Here is an 18485-nt window from a genome sequence, read left to right as displayed (position 1 = left end):
GAAGATACTCGAACATTGGAGCTGACGATGCGATCCCGCGCCGCCGCCTACCCACTGCTCGCCGCGCTCGCCTGGGGTGCGATGTTCCCGATCCTGGCCACCGCGCTCGCGAGGGTCGACCCGCTCAACCTGACCACCGCCCGCTACCTGTTCGCCGCCGTCATCCTGGTCGGCATCCTGCTGATCCGGGAGGGCTCGGCCGCGCTGCGGCTCGGCGGTCGGGGAGTCGAGGTGGTGGTGCTCGGCGTGGTCGGCTTCGCCGGCTTCAACCTGCTCACCAACCTGGCGCTGGAGCACGCCGCCCCGCAGCAGATCTCCCTGTTCGTGGCGACCACCCCGATCATCACCCAGCTGGTCCGGTGGGCCCGGGACGGCGTACGGCCGAAGCCCGCCCTGCTGGCCCTCTCCCTGGTGGCGCTCCTCGGCGTCGGCCTGGTGATCACCCGCGGGAGCCTGGCCGGGCTCGGTCAGTTCGGTCTCGGCGGCCTCATGATGATCGGGGCGGTGCTCGGCTGGGCTATCTACACCCACGGCGCGACCCGGTTCGGCACCTGGTCACCGCTGCGCTTCACCACCCTGACCGCGCTCGCCGGCACGGCCGCCATGCTGGCCGCGAGCATCGGCGCCGACGCCGTCGGGTGGCAGCACGCGCCGGCCGCCGCCGACCTCGTGGCGGTCACCCCACAAGTGGCGTACGCCGTGCTCGTCGCCGCCGTCGTCGCGGTGCTGGCCTGGAACACCGGCGTGCAGCGGCTGGGCGCGGCAAACGCCGCCCTGTTCATGAACCTCGTCCCGGTGACCACGTTCGTCGTGCAGATCGCCCGTGGCTACCGGCCGGAGGGGATCGAACTGGTCGGCGCGGCAATCACCATCGCCGCCCTGGTCGCCGCGAACCTCGCCGCGCGTACCCGCCCCCGGCCCTCGTCGTCGCCTCGGCCGACGGCGGTCACCGATCCCGTCGCGGTGGTCGACCCGGTGGCGGTGGCCGCCCGCTGACCCACTGGCTGGGATGCCCGGTGGAGGCGCCGGGCAACGTTGCCTAGACTCGACGGCACAACTGCATACCTCATCCAGAGGGGCTGAGGGATACGGCCCGACGACGCCCCGGCAACCACCCCGCGCGCTCACCGCTGAGCGACCGGCGGGGCAGGTGCCAATTCCGTCCCCGCCGCACCGTGCGATGCGGGGAAAGATGAGAGGACTCTCGACATGACGTCGACGCTCGCCGCCTCCGGCATCGACACCTCCGCCAGCCCCGCCCGCGCCCTCGTCTGCCGCGCCTGTTCGGCCCGCTACCCGCTCGCCGCCCAGCACGCCTGCTACGAGTGTTTCGGTCCGCTGGAGGTCGACTACGACACCGCGGCCCTCGCCACGGTCACCCGCGAGCAGATCGAGGCCGGCCCGGACAACATCTGGCGGTACGCCGCACTGCTGCCCGCCGGCCAGGACCCGACCACCCGGGTCACCCTCGACCCGGGCCTGACCCCGCTGGTGGCGGCCCCGCACCTCGCCGCCGAGCTGGGCATAACCGCGCCGCTCTGGGTCAAGGACGACAGCGCCAACCCGACCCACTCGTTCAAGGACCGGGTCGTCTCGGTGGCGCTGACCGCCGCGAAGGCGCTCGGGTTCAGCCGGTTCGCCTGCGCCTCCACCGGCAACCTGGCCAACTCGGTGGCCGCGCACGCCGCCCGCGCCGGTGTGCCCTCGATCGTCTTCATCCCCAGCGACCTGGAGCAGGGCAAAATCATCACCACCGCCGTGTACGGCGGCGAGCTGGTCGCCATCGACGGGTCGTACGACGACGTCAACCGGCTCTGCGGCGAACTGGTGGAGACCGACGAGTTCGAGGACACGGCGTTCGTCAACGTGAACGTCCGGCCGTACTACGCGGAAGGCTCCAAGACCCTCGGGTACGAGGTGGCCGAGCAGCTCGGCTGGCGGATCCCCGCCCAGGTGGTCATCCCGATGGCCAGCGGAGAACTGCTCACCAAGATTGACAAGGCCTTCTCCGAGCTGGTCGAGATCGGCCTGGTCGAGGCCCCGGCGGGCGGCTGGAAGGTCTTCGGGGCGCAGTCGGCCGGCTGCAACCCGATCGCCGCCGCGCTGCACGCCGACACCGACACGATCACCCCGGTCAAGCCCACCGGCATCGCCAAGTCGCTCAACATCGGCGACCCGGCCGCCGGCCTCTACGCCCTGGAAGCGGTGCGCCGCACCGGCGGGTGGATGGAGTACGCCGACGACGACGAGATCCGCGCCGGCATCCGCGACCTGGCCCGTACCACCGGGGTGTTCGCCGAGACGGCGGGCGGCGTCACGGCGGCGGTGCTGCGCAAGCTGGTCGAGTCCGGCCGGCTCGACCCGACGGCGGAGACGGTCATCTTCAACACCGGCGAAGGTCTGAAGACGATCGACGCGGTGGCCGCCCAGGTCGGCCCGACCCACCAGATCAAGCCGTCCTTGCGTGCCGCCCGGGACGCCGGTCTGCTCGGCTGAATCCACCGGGTGACTGGATTTTCGCTGTGAGTGTGGAAAACCCGCCGCCCAGGACTTGACGGCAGGAACCGGACGGCGCAAGATGCTCCGTGCGGGAGGGCATTTCGCCGAAGACTTTTGAAGTTCTTGCGACCCAACGCCGGAGGCGTTGTGCGAGTGTCCCTCCCGACCACGTTCGACAGGGCCAGCGAATAATCGCTGGCCCTGTCGCTTTTGCTCCTGCCAGGCTCGCCCGCATGAGCATCACGATCGTGCCGTTCGACGGCGCCGACCGGGCAGCGGTCGACGAGGCGTACCGGATCGGCGCGGCGGCCACCGAGGCCGACCTGCCCGACTTCCCGCCGTCCTGCCGGCAACGCTTCGACGCCCTCTTCCACACCCCGATGCCCGGCACCCGATCCCTCTGGGCGCTGGCCCGGCTGGACGGGGTGCCCGCCGGCTACCTCCAGCTCGACCTGCCGCAGCTCGACAACACCGACAACGCCACCGCCGAGCTGACGGTCCGCCCGGACCTGCGCCGCCGGGGCGTCGGCCGGGCCCTGCACGAGTACGGGGTACGCCTGCTGCGTCAACACGACCGCAAGCGGGTCGTCGCCATGGCCGTCGCCGCGCTACCCGGCGGCCCGACGCGACCGGTGGCGGGCGCGGCGTTCGCCACCGCGATGGGCGCGCAGTCCGCGCTGGTCGAGGTGCGTCGCCGCCTGGAGATCGAGCGGATCGACCGGCTCGCGCTGCGGGCGGCCCTGGCCGAGGCCCAGCCCCGCGCCGAGGGCTACCGGTCCGTCTCCTGGCAGGGTGCCACCCCGGCGCAGTACGTGGCGGACGTCGCCTACCTGGACGGCCGGCTGTTGATGGACGCGCCCATGGGCGACGTGCAGTGGGAACCGGAGCAGGTCGACGCCGAGCGCATCCGGGGCAACGAGCGCGCCCTGGACGCCCGGGGTCGGCGGCGCTACCACCTCGCCATGCGACACGAGGCGTCCGGCCGGCTGGTCGCCTGGACCCTGCTCGACGTGGGTGCCTCCACCGACTGGCACGCGTACCAGCAGATCACCCTCGTCGACCCGGCCCACCGTGGTCGCCGGCTGGGCCTCATCGCCAAGGCGGAGAACCTGCACCACCTGCTCACCCACGAACCCGCCGTACGCGTCATCGACACCTGGAACGCGGCCAGCAACAGCCACATGGTGGCGATCAACGAGGAGCTCGGGTTCCGCCCGGTGGACGCCTGGGACAACTGGCAGCTCACCCTCTGACGCCCGGCGGCTCACCCGCTTCCAGCCGACGGGTCAGCTCGCTGACCGCGCTGTGTAGATCCTGGTCCGAGGTGAAGTGGTGTTTGCGCACCGGTGGCGGCACGGTGTCGGTCGGCGCGACAGTCAACCCGGCCGGATCGCGCACCCGGCGGTCCACCTCCGTGGCCCGGCCGCCCACCCGCGCAGTGGGATGGCCGGGCCGAGCCACCGGATCCCCGGCGAAGATCCACCCACCGATCGGGTCGGTGTAGCGCCAGAGGTTGATCCACCGCCAGTCGATCCGTTCTCCCGCCTCGTACAGCACCGAGTCGTTCACGTATCCCGGAAAGAACCGCCGGTACAGCGTGCCCAGCGGGCTCGCGTAGGTCAGCAGCGCGACCCGCCGTTGGCAGGTCGCCGGCAACTGGAGCACCGCGGCCAAGGCCAGCACGCTGCCGTGACTCTGCCCGGACAGGACCACCTGGTCACAGCCCGCGACGAGTTGCCCGATCCGGCGGGTCAGCTCCGGCACCGCCCGCTCCGCGTAGCAGGGCGGCGCGAGCGGGTGCGCTCCACGTGGCCAAAACGTCGCCAGGTCCCAGAGCACCCCGACCGACCGGACGCCGGCTGACCGATAGGCGAACAGTCCGGCTACCGCCAACACCAGGGCGAACACGCCGGTCAGTGCCCCACCGAGGTCGGTCACGAAGATCACCGGCCGGGCGAGCGTCTGCCCGCCCAGCCGCAGCGCGAGCGCCCCCGGCCCCTGGTGCACCAGGGAGAGCCCGGCCGCGCCGAGGGTGAGCAACGCCAACACCGCGTACGCGATCGGCAGGAGTGGACCGAGCCGGTCCGCCAGGCGCGCCTTGACGACCGCGTCCCGCACCGCCTCGACTCGCTCCCGCGGCACCCGGGACGCCTCCGGAAACTCCCGGTGGACCAGTTCCTCTGCCTGCCTGCGGTAGCGGGCCTGTCGGGTTCGCGCCCCGATCACCGCCACCCCCCACACCACGACGAGCGCCACCGAGAAACCCAGCGCCGCCCAGCGGTACGCGACCGGTGGGGACAGCGGCGGCGCGCCCGGAGGCAATGGTCGGGCCGGGGTGGGGCTGGAGCCACGGTCCAGGTACTCGGCGACCGCGTAGGTGACGGCGGAGGAGAAAGCCACGGCCAACCCGATCGCCACCGACGCCAGCACCGGCGCGCCGAGGCGGGCGACGAAGGTCCGCTCGGTCGGCGGGTGGCGGCTGAGCACCAGCACCCCCAGCGCCAGCAGCAGCAGCACCCGGCCCGCCGTGCCGCTCGATGGCCGGTCGGCAGAGCAGCACGGCGGTCCCGGCGAGCAGGGCCGCGTCGAGGCCGAGCAACACATAACCGGTCAGGGCGGCGTCGTGGCGGGACAGCGGCAGCAGCAGCGCCGCGTCCAGCGTGCCGAGCGCCACGGCGACGTGCACCGACCGTAGCCGCCGCAGGAGTGCGCGGTTGTCCCAGAACGCCGCCGTGTCCAGACGGTCCGCGCCCACCCCCTGCGGCACCGTCGCGCTGTCCTCGGGGAGTTGCCAGGTGCGCGCCCCGAGCCGCCAGATCAGGGCGATCGCCAGGAGCGGCAGGATGGCGAGGATGGCCAGCCGCAGACCTGGGGTCACGCCGCCCAGCCAGGAGATCTCCCGGCGGTCCTGGAGGCAGCGTGGGTACGCCGCGCACTGCCAGGCGATCAGGTCGATCGCGACGCCCACCGTCGAGAGGACGTACATGGCGGTCAACGACGCCGCCAACAGTCGACAGACCGCCCGGCCGGCGGTACCCGAACGGCCGACGACCGGGAGCATCCAGATCACGATGTTGCTGAGCATGAACGGCAGCAGCAGGACGAGCGAAAAGGTCCGGGCGTCGTCGTCCCCCGCGACCCGCATCACCACCGGCCGATCGAGGATCGCCTCCGGACCCTTGTCGGCGACGCCGTGCACCCGGATCTCGGTGATGCCCACGCCGCCGTCCCTCCCTGGCCCGAGAGCGGCGGTTACCCGTCCCGCGCCGGATCAATCGCCGGCCGGTACCGGCCCTACTGCTCACGAGCCTGGTTGTTGCATGATGGCGGGCATGACGGAGACCCCGCATCCCCTGTACGACAGGCACGCCGACACCCTCAACCGTGCGCTGACCGCGATCACGGAGCGGGGCTACTGGTCCGCCTATCCCGAGTCCCCCAGCCCTCGCGTGTACGGCGAGACCGCCGCCGCCGACGGCAAGGCCGCCTTCGAGGCGTACCTCGGTGCCGACTTTCCGCTTGACCAGCCCGGCGCTGGCGAGCGGATCGCCACCGAGGCGAGCCCGTTCGGTGTCGACCTGGCGGTGCGGTACCCGCACGCCGGCACGGACGAGCTGGTCGCCGCCGCGTCCGCCGCGCTGCCGGCCTGGCGCGATGCCGGCCCACAGGCCCGGGTGGGCGTCTGCCTGGAGATCCTCGACCGGCTGCACAAGCACATCTTCGAACTGGCCAACGCGGTGCAGTTCACCAGCGGGCAGGCGTTCGTGATGGCCTTCCAGGCCGGTGGCGCGCACGCGCTCGACCGGGCGCTGGAGGCGCTGGCGTACGCGTACGCCGAGATGACCCGGCACCCGGGCACAGCCGGCTGGGAGAAGGCCGCCGGCAAGGGCGACCCGCTGCGGATGACCAAGACGTTCCACGTGGTCCCGCGTGGCGTGGCGCTGGTCATCGGCTGCAACACCTTCCCGACCTGGAACTCGTACCCCGGTCTGTTCGCCTCGCTTGTCACCGGCAACCCGGTGATCGTGAAGCCGCACCCGCGCGCGGTGCTGCCGCTGGCGATCACCGTGCGGTACGCCCGGGAGGTGCTGGCCGAGGCCGGCTACGACCCGAACCTGATCCTGCTGGCGGCCGAGGCTCCCGGTGAGAAGCTCGCCAGCGACCTGGCCCTGCACCGGGCCGTCAAGATCGTCGACTTCACCGGCTCCACCGAGTACGGCGACTGGCTGGAGACGCACGCCCGGCAGGCGTCGGTCTACACCGAGAAGGCCGGCCTCAACACGGTCGTCATCGACTCCACCGACGACTTCGCCGGCATGTGCCGCAACCTCGGGTTCACGCTGACCCTCTACAGCGGGCAGATGTGCACCACCTCGCAGAACATCCTCATCCCGGCCGGCGGCATCGAGACCGACCAGGGGCACAAGAGCTTCGACGAGGTGGCCGGCGGGATCGCGGCGGCGATCGGCAAGCTGACCGCCGACCCGGCCCGGGGTGTCGAGCTGACCGGCGCGATCGTGAACGACGGGGTGCTGGAGCGGCTGGCCGAGGTGACCAAGGTCGGCGAGCCGGTGCTGGAGTCGCGGACCGTGGCCCACCCGTCGTACGCCGACGCGGTGGTGCGTACCCCGACGATCGTGAAGCTGACCGTGGACGACGCCCAGACGTACGGCCGGGAGTGGTTCGGGCCGATCTCGTTCGCCATCGCGACCGACTCCACCGCGCACAGCCTGGAGCTGATGCGCCGGACCGTCGGCGAGAAGGGCGCGCTGACCGCCGCGGTCTACTCGACCGACGAGGCGGTGCTCGACGCCGTCGAGGCGGTCGCGGTCGAGGTCGGGGTGCACCTGTCCGCCAACCTCACCGGCGGTGTCTTCGTGAACCAGTCGGCGGCCTTCTCCGACTTCCACGGCACTGGCGCGAACGCGGCGGCCAACTCGGCGCTGACCGACGGGGCTTACGTGGCTAACCGGTTCCGGATCGTGCAGTCTCGGCGGCCTGCCTGATCGTTGGTTGCGGTTGGGGTTTCCGGGGCAGCCCGACCCGCTCCGGGCGGTCAGGCTTGATCCCTGCGCGGGTCGGGCTGCCCCGGAAACCCTTCGCCGGGCACGGTTATCGCTTATCGTCCGGCTCTTAAGACATCACCGGGGTCTTGCCCTGGGAAGGGTTGTCTGTTTACGCGGTTCGGCGCATCTGGAGTTCGGTGAGGGCGGGGATCGTGGGGTGGGGGACCCGTACGCCCGTGTCCTTGAAGCCCAACCGTTGGTAGGCCCGGTAGGCGCGGTCGTTGCCGACCACCACCTCCAGCAGCAGCTCCGGCCGGCCGCACTCCCGTGACCAGGCGGCCACCCCGTCGATCAGCTCGCCGAGCAGCCCGCTGCCCCGCCAGGCCGGCGTGACGTACACGGCGTAGATCACGGTGAGGCCCGGCTCGTTCGGGGCGACCGTTCCACCGGCGTGCCCGACGAGCCGGCCGCCCGGATCCGCGACGAACTGCGCGTTGTGCGGGCCGGTCGAGGTGAACGCCACCCGGGCGGCGAACTCGTTGTGTGGGCGGGCCGCGGCGTCCGCCAGGGTCTCCAGGAAGGCCAACGGCGCGTCGGCGAGCATCTCCAGGCGCAGCGCCCGCATCCGGGCGGCGTCCTGCGGTCGTACGCGGTGGATCCGCGCCTGCCGCAGGGCCGCGGCGCCCGGGACGGTAGTCATGTCCGCATGCCTACCACAGCCCCCCGCGCCCGCGCCCGGTGCGGCCGGAACTCCGCCATCCGCCTCGAACACAACCATCGTCGTGAATCCGACGGACCCTCGGATTGCCACGAATTATGCCCGGTTTGTGGTCGTGCGCTCCCGTCACTCCTCGTGTAGCGTGCGATTTCGATCACCTCTTTCAGCGGTCGCCGTCGATTGCTGAAGGGGTGGTTCGCGGGTGTCCGGCCGTGCCGGACGTCCGGGCAGGCAACGCCGCGCGACGTGAGGGAAGTGCACCGTGGCACAGGGTTCCGTGAAGTGGTTCAACGCCGAGAAGGGTTACGGCTTCATCGCCGTCGACGGCGGTCAGGACGTGTTCGTCCACTTCTCCGCGATCGAGATGGACGGTTACAAGGCGCTCGACGACGGTCAGCGGGTCGAGTTCGAGATCGCCCAGGGTCAGAAGGGCCCGCAGGCGGAGCACGTCCGCGTCATCGGCTGACCGATCCCGATCTGCTCGCCGCCGGTTCACCTGATCGGCTGGCGAGTCGGGGCTGCGGCGCGGACGCCGGCCCGGGAAGATCGTGAACCGTTCCAGCCGATGCTGAGGAGGGTTCATGACCGACCAATGGCCGCCACCCGCCACGCCCTCCGGGTCGGGTGAGCCGGGCCCGTCCGCCGAAGGGTCCGGCGGGTCACCCGTCCCGGGTACGCCGCCCGTGTCCGGCGCAGGGCTGCCGCCTGCCGGGGCCGCTGGGATGCCGGCTGGTGGGTTGCCGCCCGTCTGGGACCCCGCGCGCGGTGCCTGGGTCCCGGCCGGCCCGCCACCGCAGGGCTGGACCGCGCCTCCTGTCGGCGGCTACCCGCCCGGGGGCGGCCCCTACGGCGGGCAGCCGTGGTATCCGGGAGCGCCGGTCGGCTGGTACCCGCCGGGTTACGGCCTCGACCCGAACGACGCCCTGGTCACTCCGCCCGGCGCCGGCATCGGCGGCTGGTTCGACCGGTTCTGGGGCGTGCTGGGCCGAAGCTGGCGGCAGTTGGTGCCGATCATGCTGCTTACGCAGGTCCTGCCGGCGGCGGTGCTGTCGGTCATCTCGTTCGGTCTGGACCCGTCGCCCGGCTGGGAGGCGCAGGCCGAGACGGACCCGTCGACCGGGTTGCCGGACAACTTCGCCACCGGCCTGTTGACCCTCGTCGGCGTGCTGATCGGCGGCAGCCTGCTGATCGGTCTGGTGCAGGCGCTGGGCTGGGCCGCAGGCAGTTGGGTGATCACCCAGCAGGCCACCGGTCGGCCCGCCCGCCTCGACGAGGCGCTGCGGTACGGGCTGCGCCGGGCCCTCGGCCTGTGGGGCTGGACGCTGGCGGTCAGTCTGCTCATCGGGATCGGAGCCTGCTTCTGCGTGCTGCCGGGCATCTACCTGGCGTTCGCGTTGAGCATGGCCGGCCCGGTCTACCTTTTCGAGCGGGACAACCCGATCGGCCGGTCGTTCCGGATGTTCCACGACCGGCTCGGGATGCTGCTCGGCCGGGTGGCCCTGGTGGGCGCGGCGGTGATCATCGGAACCGTGGTGCCCAGCCTGCTGGAGTCGGCCGGCACCGTCGCGTTCGGCGAGGACCCGTTCGCGTCCCCGGGCGCGGCGGTCGGGGTGGTGGCGGTCATCGGCGTCACGGCGGTGTTGGCCCTGCCGGCCCATCTCGTCCAGTTGGTCGGTCTGCTGATCACGTACGCCGAGCAACGTGCTCATGAGGGGCCCGTGAACGGGGCCACACTGGCCGCCGAACTCGGCTGACCGGGCTCATCGTGCTTGCACTCGGCAGGTGAGAGTGCTAAACAAGTCATTGGCACTCGCATACCGTGAGTGCCAATGGTCGGGACGGTGGGGCCTGGTTGCGCCGGTGTGGAGACGCCGGGGCAGCACATGGCCGGTCGTCGCGGGCTATCCGGCCCGGCCGAAGGACGTCGTCGTCGCCAGGTGGCGACGTCCCAAGGTGCGTACACCAGGCGGCCCATCCGGGGCACACATCTCGGGTGGCCCGTGAGTGTCCAGGAGGACAACGCCGTATGGCCAAGATGATCGCGTTCGACGAAGAGGCGCGCCGCGGCCTCGAGCGGGGCATGAACCAGCTCGCCGACGCCGTGAAGGTGACCCTCGGCCCCAAGGGCCGCAACGTCGTGCTCGAGAAGAAGTGGGGTGCCCCCACCATCACCAACGATGGTGTGAGCATCGCCAAGGAGATCGAGCTCGAGGACCCGTACGAGAAGATCGGCGCCGAGCTGGTCAAGGAGGTCGCCAAGAAGACCGACGACGTCGCCGGTGACGGCACGACGACGGCGACCGTCCTGGCCCAGGCCCTGGTTCGCGAGGGCCTGCGCAACGTGGCTGCCGGTGCCAACCCGATGGCCCTGAAGCGGGGCATCGAGGCTGCGGTCGCGAGCGTCTCGGAGGGGCTGTCCAAGCTCGCCAAGGACGTCGAGACCAAGGAGCAGATCGCCTCCACCGCCTCCATCTCCGCTGGTGACACCAGCGTCGGCGAGATCATCGCCGAGGCGATGGACAAGGTCGGCAAGGAAGGCGTCATCACCGTCGAGGAGAGCAACACCTTCGGGCTGGAGCTGGAGCTCACCGAGGGTATGCGCTTCGACAAGGGCTACATCTCGGCCTACTTCATGACCGACCCGGAGCGTATGGAGGCCGTCTTCGACGACCCGTACATCCTGATCGTCAACAGCAAGATCTCGTCGGTGAAGGACCTGCTCCCGATCCTGGAGAAGGTCATGCAGGGCGGCAAGCCGCTGCTGATCATCGCCGAGGACATCGAGGGCGAGGCTCTGGCCACCCTCGTCGTCAACAAGGTCCGGGGCACCTTCAAGTCGGTCGCCGTCAAGGCGCCGGGCTTCGGTGACCGCCGCAAGGCCATGCTGGGCGACATCGCCATCCTCACCGGTGGCCAGGTCATCAGCGAGGAGGTCGGCCTCAAGCTCGACGCCGTCAGCGTCGACATGCTGGGCCGCGCCCGCAAGGTCGTCGTGACCAAGGACGAGACCACCATCGTCGACGGTGCCGGTGACGCCGAGCAGATCCAGGGCCGGGTCAACCAGATCCGGGCCGAGATCGACAAGAGCGACTCCGACTACGACCGCGAGAAGCTGCAGGAGCGGCTGGCCAAGCTGGCCGGTGGCGTTGCGGTCATCAAGGTCGGCGCGGCCACCGAGGTCGAGCTGAAGGAGCGCAAGCACCGCATCGAGGACGCCGTTCGCAACGCGAAGGCGGCCGTCGAGGAGGGCATCGTCCCCGGTGGTGGCGTCGCGCTGGTGCAGGCCGGCAAGACCGCCTTCGACAAGCTGGACCTGGTCGGCGACGAGGCGACCGGTGCCAACATCGTCAAGGTCGCGCTGGACGCCCCGCTGCGGCAGATCGCCGTCAACGCCGGTCTCGAGGGCGGCGTCGTGGTGGAGAAGGTCCGTAACCTCGAAGCGGGTCACGGCCTCAACGCCGCCAACGGCGAGTACGTCGACCTGCTGGCCGCGGGCATCATCGACCCGGCCAAGGTGACCCGTTCGGCGCTGCAGAACGCGTCGTCGATCGCCGCGCTGTTCCTCACCACCGAGGCCGTCGTCGCGGACAAGCCGGAGAAGACCCCGGCTGCCCCGGCTGGCCCGGGTGGCGGGGACATGGACTTCTGAGTCCAGTTCCGACACACCGAACGGGGTGGGCCGCTGACGCGGTCCGCCCCGTTCGTCGTCAGGTGGGCAGTGGGCGCTGGTTACGGCGCTTCTGCGCCCGGTCGTACGGCGGCAGCAACTGGATCGGCGCGTCCACCATCTCCTGCGGTTCCTCGGTCGCCGGTCGACCGTCGGTGCTCATCTCGGCCAGCTGTTCGGCGTCGCCGTAGTCCAACCGGTCGAACGGCAGTTGGCCGGGCAGTTCGTCGGCCGGTTTCCAGGTGATCGGCGGGCCGTCCTCGGTCTGGTCGTCATCCGTGGTCATGGCTGCCTCCTCTACCGAAACGGTAGGGGGCGTCGATGCGCGACGCGGACGAATGGATCAATGTCCCATTTGACCGCTATTAGACCGTGAGGCGTCGCCGGTACAGGAAGAAGACCCGCTCGATCCGCGCACCCGCGCTGCCCGCGTAGAACGGCACCGGCCCCACCCAGCCGATCTCCGCCCGGTCCAGCCCTGCCGCACGCTGGTCCCGCAGGCAGCGTCGCAGCAGCACCCCGCCGATGCCCGAGCCCTCGGCGGCCGGGGCCGTACCCATTGGCCCGAACCAACTCGGCCGGGACGACCCGTAGGCGGCGAAGCCCAGCACCTCGCCGTCCCGCTCCGCCAGGTGGCAACCGGCGCCCTCGCGGCCCACCGATCCGACCAGCTCACCGTCCCAGGTGCCGCCGAAGGTGGACCGGGCGAACGCGGTCAACGCCGGCAGGTCCGCAGGCTCGGCCCGCCGTACCGTGACGCCCTGCCCGGCCAGCCGGCGCTCGCCGGCCTCCGTCGACCGCAGCGCCGGGGACTCGTCGTACGACAGGTCCGCCGTCATGTTCCAGGCGGTCCGGTCCTGTTGGTAGCCGAGCGCCAGGGCCGCGCACACGGCCGGCGTGTACCGCACGTCGATGCCCGGCCAGGCGTAGTACGGCGGGTTCCCGGCCAGCAGCACCTCGGTCACGCCGTGCCCGGCGAGTGCCTGCTCGGCCCTGGTGAGCAGCGCGCGACCCACGCCCCGGCGACGCTGCTGCGGCAGTACGGCGACCAGGTCCACGTGCCCGATGCCGGGCTCGGCCGGCGACACCGAGCAGAGCAGCACCCCGACCAACTCGCCCGCCCGGTACGCCCCCAGCGCGATCACCGGCCGGTCGACGGCGGCCCGGGGCCAGAGCACGTCCACGATGGCGTCCGCCTCCGCGGCGTCCTCGGGCAGGTCGAGTGCCCGCGCGCAGAGCCGCGCCACGGCGGGCGCACGGTCGAGGGACAGCTCGGTGAGGGTGATCTCGGCGTCCATGGGTGCCGACCCTAGATCACCCGCCGCCTTCCCGCCCTGCTCACCCCCGCGCGGCGCGGACGGCGGCGTACGCGTCGACCTGACCGGCGCCGGTGACGTTCGCCGGGCTGCCGCAGGCGTCGCTGGGATTGCGTGAGCGGTACGTCGGCTCGGCCGGCGTGGCGGTGTCCCGCAGGATCTGCCGGGTCCGGGCCAGATCCCCGACCAGGGCCGGGTTCGCCGACCACATGAGCGCGACCACTCCGGCCACCTGCGGGGTCGCCATCGACGTGCCGTCCAGCGCCGCGTACCCGCCGCCGGGCATGGCCGACACCACGCCCACCCCGGGGGCCAGCACGTCCGGCTTGCCCACGCCGCCCGGCACGGGTCCGCGTGAGGAGAACTCCGCCACCCGCCGCTGCGCGTCCACCGCGCCCACGCTCAGCACGCTCGCGTACGGCGCGGGCGGATCGTCGATCGACGCGCACCACGGACCGGTGTTGCCGGCGGCGACGACCACGAAGATCCCGGCGGCGTCCAGCGCAGTGGCCGCCGGCAGCAACGCGTCCCGGTCGCAGCCCTCGATCGTCGGGCAGCCCCACGAGTTGGTCAGCACCTGGGGTGCGCGCTCGGGCCGACCGTCGGTGAACGGGTCGCCGCCAGCGGGGAAGGGCGCCAGCATGAACTGGAGGCAGTCCAGGTAGTGCCCCGGGCTGCCCAGGTTGCGATCCAGGTTGACGCAGCCCACCCACTGCGCGTTCGGGGCCACGCCGATGCCGTTGCGCCCGACCGCGCTGCCGACCGTGTGGGTGCCGTGCCCGCCCTGGTCGTTCGGTGCCCGGGTGCCGTCCCACGGGTCGTACCAGGAGTCGTCGCCGCCCCGGAACCCGGACCGCAGCGCCGGATGGGCACCGTCCACGCCGGAGTCGGAGCTGCCGACGACGATCCCGGCGCCGGTCACCCCGAGTTCGGACCAGACCCGATCCGCGCCGAGTTGGCGGATGTTCCACTCCGGACCGGTCGGTGCCGGCGCGGTGCCCCGGCTCTGCCCCGCCGCGGCGGGCAGTGGCCGCAGTCGCTGGCTGACCAGCACCCGGGCCACCTCGGGCCGACGGGCGAGCCAGGCGCGCACGGCCGGACCACCATCCACCTCGACCGCGTTGACCAGGTAGTACGGCACCGGGTCGAGTCGTAGCCGCTTCGCCGTGCGGCGTAGGTCGGCCTGCGTACGGTCGGCGGTCGCCACCAGCCGCCGGTAGACCTCCGTCGCCCGGGCGTCCCGCCCGGACTGTCCCGGAACCCCGGCCGGGATGCCGCTCAGGTCGGCCTGTTCACGCAGCACCACCAGCAGCCGCTCGCCGTACAGGCCCGGCTGACCGGGCCCGACGTCGACCACGCCGAGCGTAACCAGCAGGACCGCTGCCGCCAGCGCGGCGACCCGGCGACCCGGGGTACGTGCCGTTGGGCGGGCCAGCAGCACTCCGTACCCGATGGCGAGGACGACCGCGACGGCGAGGCCGACGCCGGCGGCGGCCGCCACCCAGAACGGCACGTCCCGGGTCCCGACCAGCAGCAGGGTGATCTCCTCGGGGTCGGTGAACGCCAGCGGCCCGAGCGCGGCCAGACCCACCAGCCAGCCGGTCGCGGCCCGGCCGGCGCGGACCGGATCGGCCGGGTCGACGCCGGGACGCGAGGCCGCGACCGGCCTCCCGGCGGTCGGCCGCCAGGTCGCCGCCCAGAGCGCGGCGAGCACGAAGCCGGTCGGCGGCAGCGTCAGCAGGGCGGGCAACTGCGCGCCGGACTGGCCGGTCCCGGCCGCGAGCAGCAGCAGCGCCACCCCGGCGACGAGGCCACCGACCAGCACCAGGCGGGCCGGCCGGGGTGGCCGGCCGACCGCGAACCGGGACCAGAGGCCGGCGTCCAGCAGCGTGGCGGCCAGCACGCCCAGCGAGGCGGCCGCCAGGACCGCGAGGACGGTCTCCAGCAGACCGCCGAGCGCGCCCAGCCAGGCCCACGGCAGCAACAGGGCCAGCCCGGCGGCGACCGCGAGCAGCGGCACCGCGCCGCGCCACGCCGGCTCGGCCTTACCGGTGGCCGCCGTCCGCCCGGCGTCGGCCCGCGCGGGGTCGGAGTCGGATCGCCCGGCGTCGGTCGGCGTGGTGTCGGTCCGCGTGCCGGTGGCCGGCATGGCGTCGGTTCGTGCGACGTCGCCTGCGTCGTCGGGTGCCGGGTGCGCGGGCGGGCCAGCCGGCCCCGGGTACGACCGCCAGCCCGTCGACCGGCCTACGACGAGCGCGGCGACGAGCGCCGTGGCGGCCAGCGCGGCGAGGTACGCCTCGTGGTGCACGGGCGGCACGGCGCGCAGCAGCGTGAGCACCCCGACGGTGAGCGCAGCGATCGACCAGACCCGCCCGGTGGCCCGGACCGTCGCCGATCGTGGCAGGGCGGCCAGCAGCAGGGCGGGCGTGCCCACCAAGACGACGGTGACCAGGGCAAGCGCCGGCCACAGCCAGCCGACCCGGTCCCGTCCGAAGCTGAGCAGCACCTGATCGGTGAGCCAGCCACCGGTCTGGGCGGCGACCGTGACCGCGACGGTCCAGCAGCCGACCACCACGGCCGCGACCACCGGCCACGGGGAGCTGCGGCCGCCGACTCCGAAATGCCCAGGCTCACCATGCATCCGAAAACCCTACGACCAGGTGTCGGGGGAGACCGATGGGCCTGCGCAGATCTTGGACACTTTCCGTCATCCGTTGACGGGAACTGTCCAAGATCTGCGGCTGGCCGGCGGGAACGAGGGCGAGGCGGGCGGGCGGCGCATGTCGACCGGCTCGGGCGGCGGTTACCGTGGATGAGTGCGTGATCCCAATGTCTCCCGGTCCGTCGCCGGGCAGCTCTCGCCGATCCGTCGTGCGGCAGACCTGCGCCGACTCCGCGCCGAACGCTTCGACGTACTTGTCATCGGGGGCGGGGTGACCGGTGCCGGCGCCGCCCTGGACGCGGCGTCCCGGGGCCTGAAGGTGGCCCTGGTCGAGGCGCGCGACCTCGCCTCGGGCACGTCGAGCCGATCCAGCAAGCTGATCCACGGTGGGCTGCGGTACCTGGAGCAGTTGGAGTTCCACCTGGTCCACGAGGCGCTGACCGAGCGCGGTCTGCTGGCGACCCGGCTCGCGCCGCACCTGGTCCGCCCGGTGCCGTTCCTCGTGCCGCTGCCCGCCGGCCGGGGTCTGCGCGACCTGCCGGCGCGCGTCTTCCGCCGTTCGTACTACGGCGCGGGCGTGGCCGCGTACGACGCCTTCGCCGGTCTCTTCGGCGGCGGTCGGGGCATGCCGCTGCACCGGCACCTCACCCGGGAGAGCGCCCGGCGGATCTTCCCGAGCCTGCGCGCCGACGCCCTGGCGGGTGCGATCCGCTACTACGACGGGCAGGTCGACGACGCCCGACTGGTCGTCACCCTGGCCCGCACCGCCGCCAGCCTCGGCGCCACGGTGGTGAGCAGCGCGCGTGCCGTCGGGTTGATCCGTCAGGCGCGGGAGGTCACCGGCGTCTGGGTCCGCGACCTGGAGGCACCGCCCGGCTCGCCGGACGCGGAGTTCGAGGTGCAGGCCCGCACCGTCATCGCGGCCACCGGCGTGTGGAGCGATGACATGTCCCGGATGCTCAACGACGTGGGCCTGCGGCCCGGCATCCGGGTGCGTGCCTCGAAGGGGGTGCACCTGGTGGTGCCCCGCTCGGCGATCACCGGGGAGACGGGGCTCATCCTGCGTACGGCGACGTCGGTGCTCTTCGTGATCCCGTGGGGCGGGCACTGGATCATCGGTACGACCGACACCGACTGGCAGCTGGACCGGTCCCACCCGGCGGCTTCGGCACGCGACATCGACTACCTGTTGCAGCAGGTCAACACCGTGTTGGACCGGCCGCTGACCACCGCCGACATCGAGGGCGTCTACGCCGGGCTGCGCCCGCTGCTGGCCGGGGAGGCCGACTCCACCTCGAAGCTGTCCCGGGAACACGCGGTGTTCGAGCCGATGCTCGGGCTGCTGCTGGTGGCCGGTGGCAAGTACACGACGTACCGGGTGATGGCGTCCGACGTGGTCGACCGGGCCGTACGCCGGTTGGGGGGTGGTCGGGCGTCGCGGACGGCCGACCTGCCGCTGCTGGGCGCGGACGGGTACGCGGCGCTCTGGCGGGACCGGGCCGACCTGGCCCGGCGGCACGGCGTTCCGGTGGGCGTGGTGGAGCACCTGCTGGAGCGGTACGGCAACCTCACCCTCGACGTGCTGGCGCTGGTCGACGCCGACCCGCTGCTCGGGTCGCCGCTGGCCGGCGCCCCGGAGTACCTGGCGGCCGAGGTCGCCTACGCGGCGCGGGCCGAGGGGGCGCTGCACCTGGAGGACGTGTTGACGCGGCGTACCCGGATCTCGTTCGAGACGAGTCACCGTGGCCTGGAGTCGGCGGAACACGCGGCCGAGTTGATGGGCTCGGTGCTGGGGTGGGACGCGGCCACCCGGGCCGGTGAGGTCGAGCACTACCGTGCGCGGGTCGAGGCGGAGCGCCAGTCCCAGCTCATGCCGGACGACGTCGGGGCGGACGCCGCCCGACTCGGCGTGCCGGACGCGCGCGGGTACGCCGCGGACCGGGGCGGCGACGATCAGGCGGAGCTGCGACCCACGGCGAGATGACCGGTATGTAACGCTACCGATGGGTAACTAGCTATAGCGGCCCGGATGGTGGTTTCGAACGCTACCTACGGTGGGGTAGGTTTCCGCCGTGCCGTACCGCGCGCATCCCCGTCTGCTCGCCCCCGCTCTCGCCGTGGTGCTCGTCGGTGCCCTGGCCGGGTGCTCGCTGCTCGGTCGCGACGACGCCGAGACGCCGGCCGCCCCTCCGCCGGCCGGCGCGGCAGCCGGCCAACCGACCCCCGAGATCCCCACGACGGTCGCCAAGGGGCAGGTGAGTCTGCTCCAACGCCTCGGAGCCGACGCACCGCTGCGCACCCTGAGCGTCGAGCGGGACGGCTCGTGGCAGTGCCTCGACTGTGCCGGCGACGGGGTCACCTCCCGGGGCCGGCTGGCCCCGGAGCAGACCGAGCGGCTCCAGGTGCTGCTCGCCGACCCCCGGCTCGCCGAGGAGACCGACCAGGCCCGGCGGTACCGCACCACCTGCATCGACGCGCTGACGTCGAGCCTGCTCACCTCGTCCGGGCTGATCTCCTCGCAGGACTGTCCGGGTGAGGAACGTCCGCCGGTGGCCGGCGAGATCCTGCTGCTGCTCACCCAGGCCACGCCCGCCGAGGTCAAGGGCTGAGGGCAGCC

The 18485-nt window shown here is 72.5% G+C and carries 14 protein-coding genes and 1 riboswitch; of the genes, 9 read left to right on the top strand and 5 right to left on the bottom strand.

Features of this window, described 5'->3' with window-relative positions; genetic code table 11:
* Positions 1-27 precede the first annotated feature (27 nt).
* The 3 genes from ACN269_RS17520 to ACN269_RS17510 all read left to right on the top strand — a co-directional run bounded on the left by ACN269_RS17520 (position 28) and on the right by ACN269_RS17510 (position 3752).
* Positions 28-996, top strand: a complete 969-nt coding sequence (locus ACN269_RS17520; RefSeq protein ID WP_421473439.1) for a DMT family transporter — start codon at positions 28-30, stop codon at positions 994-996.
* Between the two features lie 67 nt (positions 997-1063).
* Positions 1064-1199: riboswitch (SAM riboswitch) on the top strand.
* 10 nt (positions 1200-1209) lie between these two features.
* A complete protein-coding gene (gene thrC, locus ACN269_RS17515) occupies positions 1210-2496 on the top strand; it encodes a threonine synthase (protein WP_421473438.1) in 1287 nt (428 codons plus the stop codon).
* Positions 2497-2732: 236 nt separating this feature from the next.
* A complete protein-coding gene (locus ACN269_RS17510; RefSeq protein ID WP_421473437.1) occupies positions 2733-3752 on the top strand; it encodes a GNAT family N-acetyltransferase in 1020 nt (339 codons plus the stop codon).
* Here the strand turns inward: ACN269_RS17510 and ACN269_RS17505 are convergent.
* Positions 3742-5016, bottom strand: a complete 1275-nt coding sequence (locus ACN269_RS17505) for a hypothetical protein (protein ID WP_421473436.1) — start codon at positions 5014-5016, stop codon at positions 3742-3744. The two genes, ACN269_RS17510 and ACN269_RS17505, sit on opposite strands and share 11 nt — an antisense overlap.
* Before the next feature lie 815 nt (positions 5017-5831).
* On the opposite strand from ACN269_RS17505, the gene paaN reads away from it, so the two are divergent.
* The gene (gene paaN, locus ACN269_RS17500) at positions 5832-7505 is read left to right on the top strand and encodes a phenylacetic acid degradation protein PaaN (RefSeq protein WP_421473435.1); all 1674 of its coding nucleotides are present in this window, start codon (positions 5832-5834) and stop codon (positions 7503-7505) included.
* A gap of 169 nt (positions 7506-7674) precedes the next feature.
* On the opposite strand, the gene ACN269_RS17495 is transcribed toward paaN, so the two are convergent.
* A complete protein-coding gene (locus ACN269_RS17495; protein WP_421473434.1) occupies positions 7675-8205 on the bottom strand; it encodes a GNAT family N-acetyltransferase in 531 nt (176 codons plus the stop codon).
* Between the two features lie 280 nt (positions 8206-8485).
* Between ACN269_RS17495 and ACN269_RS17490 the strand changes: the two genes are divergently transcribed.
* The 3 genes from ACN269_RS17490 (at position 8486) to groL (ending at position 11872) form a co-directional block, all read left to right on the top strand.
* The gene (locus tag ACN269_RS17490; protein WP_124815530.1) at positions 8486-8689 is read left to right on the top strand and encodes a cold-shock protein; all 204 of its coding nucleotides are present in this window, start codon (positions 8486-8488) and stop codon (positions 8687-8689) included.
* Positions 8690-8804: 115 nt separating this feature from the next.
* Positions 8805-9977 carry a hypothetical protein gene (locus ACN269_RS17485; protein WP_421473433.1) on the top strand — a complete coding sequence of 391 codons (1173 nt, stop codon included), beginning with the start codon at positions 8805-8807 and terminating at the stop codon, positions 9975-9977.
* Between the two features lie 272 nt (positions 9978-10249).
* Complete coding sequence (gene groL, locus ACN269_RS17480) at positions 10250-11872, top strand: chaperonin GroEL (RefSeq protein WP_421473431.1); 1623 nt, start codon at positions 10250-10252, stop codon at positions 11870-11872.
* Positions 11873-11930: 58 nt separating this feature from the next.
* Here groL and ACN269_RS17475 read toward each other — a convergent pair whose 3' ends face one another.
* The 3 genes from ACN269_RS17475 to ACN269_RS17465 form a co-directional block, all read right to left on the bottom strand.
* Entirely contained in the window at positions 11931-12176 is a 246-nt protein-coding gene (locus tag ACN269_RS17475) for a hypothetical protein (protein WP_421473430.1), read from the bottom strand.
* 79 nt (positions 12177-12255) lie between these two features.
* Positions 12256-13188 (bottom strand): GNAT family N-acetyltransferase, encoded by a 933-nt coding sequence (locus ACN269_RS17470; RefSeq protein WP_421473429.1) that lies wholly within the window; start codon positions 13186-13188, stop codon positions 12256-12258.
* Positions 13189-13228: 40 nt separating this feature from the next.
* Positions 13229-15847: a S8 family serine peptidase gene (locus ACN269_RS17465; RefSeq protein ID WP_421473428.1), complete on the bottom strand. Its 2619-nt coding sequence runs from the start codon at positions 15845-15847 to the stop codon at positions 13229-13231.
* 175 nt (positions 15848-16022) lie between these two features.
* On the opposite strand from ACN269_RS17465, the gene ACN269_RS17460 reads away from it, so the two are divergent.
* Together ACN269_RS17460 and ACN269_RS17455 are read left to right on the top strand one after the other, a co-directional pair.
* Entirely contained in the window at positions 16023-17852 is a 1830-nt protein-coding gene (locus ACN269_RS17460) for a glycerol-3-phosphate dehydrogenase/oxidase (RefSeq protein ID WP_421473427.1), read from the top strand.
* An 88-nt stretch (positions 17853-17940) separates the two neighbouring features.
* Positions 17941-18477: a hypothetical protein gene (locus tag ACN269_RS17455; protein ID WP_421473426.1), complete on the top strand. Its 537-nt coding sequence runs from the start codon at positions 17941-17943 to the stop codon at positions 18475-18477.
* The last annotated feature ends 8 nt before the right edge of the window (positions 18478-18485 follow it).

Origin of the sequence: Micromonospora sp. WMMD736 (assembly GCF_049179015.1) — a bacterium.
Lineage (GTDB): Bacteria > Actinomycetota > Actinomycetes > Mycobacteriales > Micromonosporaceae > Micromonospora.
The sequence above is the reverse complement of the archived record's forward strand: the minus strand, read 5'-3'. Positions and strand labels throughout refer to the sequence as shown.

What these genes read in the sequence shown, in the direction of transcription:
- ACN269_RS17520 (WP_421473439.1), top strand. Translation starts at nt 28, where the DNA reads ATGCGATCCCGCGCCGCCGCCTACCCACTGCTCGCCGCGCTCGCCTGG.
- thrC (WP_421473438.1), top strand. Translation starts at nt 1,210, where the DNA reads ATGACGTCGACGCTCGCCGCCTCCGGCATCGACACCTCCGCCAGCCCC.
- ACN269_RS17510 (WP_421473437.1), top strand. Translation starts at nt 2,733, where the DNA reads ATGAGCATCACGATCGTGCCGTTCGACGGCGCCGACCGGGCAGCGGTC.
- paaN (WP_421473435.1), top strand. Translation starts at nt 5,832, where the DNA reads ATGACGGAGACCCCGCATCCCCTGTACGACAGGCACGCCGACACCCTC.
- ACN269_RS17495 (WP_421473434.1), bottom strand. Translation starts at nt 8,205, where the DNA reads ATGACTACCGTCCCGGGCGCCGCGGCCCTGCGGCAGGCGCGGATCCAC.
- ACN269_RS17485 (WP_421473433.1), top strand. Translation starts at nt 8,805, where the DNA reads ATGACCGACCAATGGCCGCCACCCGCCACGCCCTCCGGGTCGGGTGAG.
- groL (WP_421473431.1), top strand. Translation starts at nt 10,250, where the DNA reads ATGGCCAAGATGATCGCGTTCGACGAAGAGGCGCGCCGCGGCCTCGAG.
- ACN269_RS17475 (WP_421473430.1), bottom strand. Translation starts at nt 12,176, where the DNA reads ATGACCACGGATGACGACCAGACCGAGGACGGCCCGCCGATCACCTGG.
- ACN269_RS17470 (WP_421473429.1), bottom strand. Translation starts at nt 13,188, where the DNA reads ATGGACGCCGAGATCACCCTCACCGAGCTGTCCCTCGACCGTGCGCCC.
- ACN269_RS17465 (WP_421473428.1), bottom strand. Translation starts at nt 15,847, where the DNA reads ATGCATGGTGAGCCTGGGCATTTCGGAGTCGGCGGCCGCAGCTCCCCG.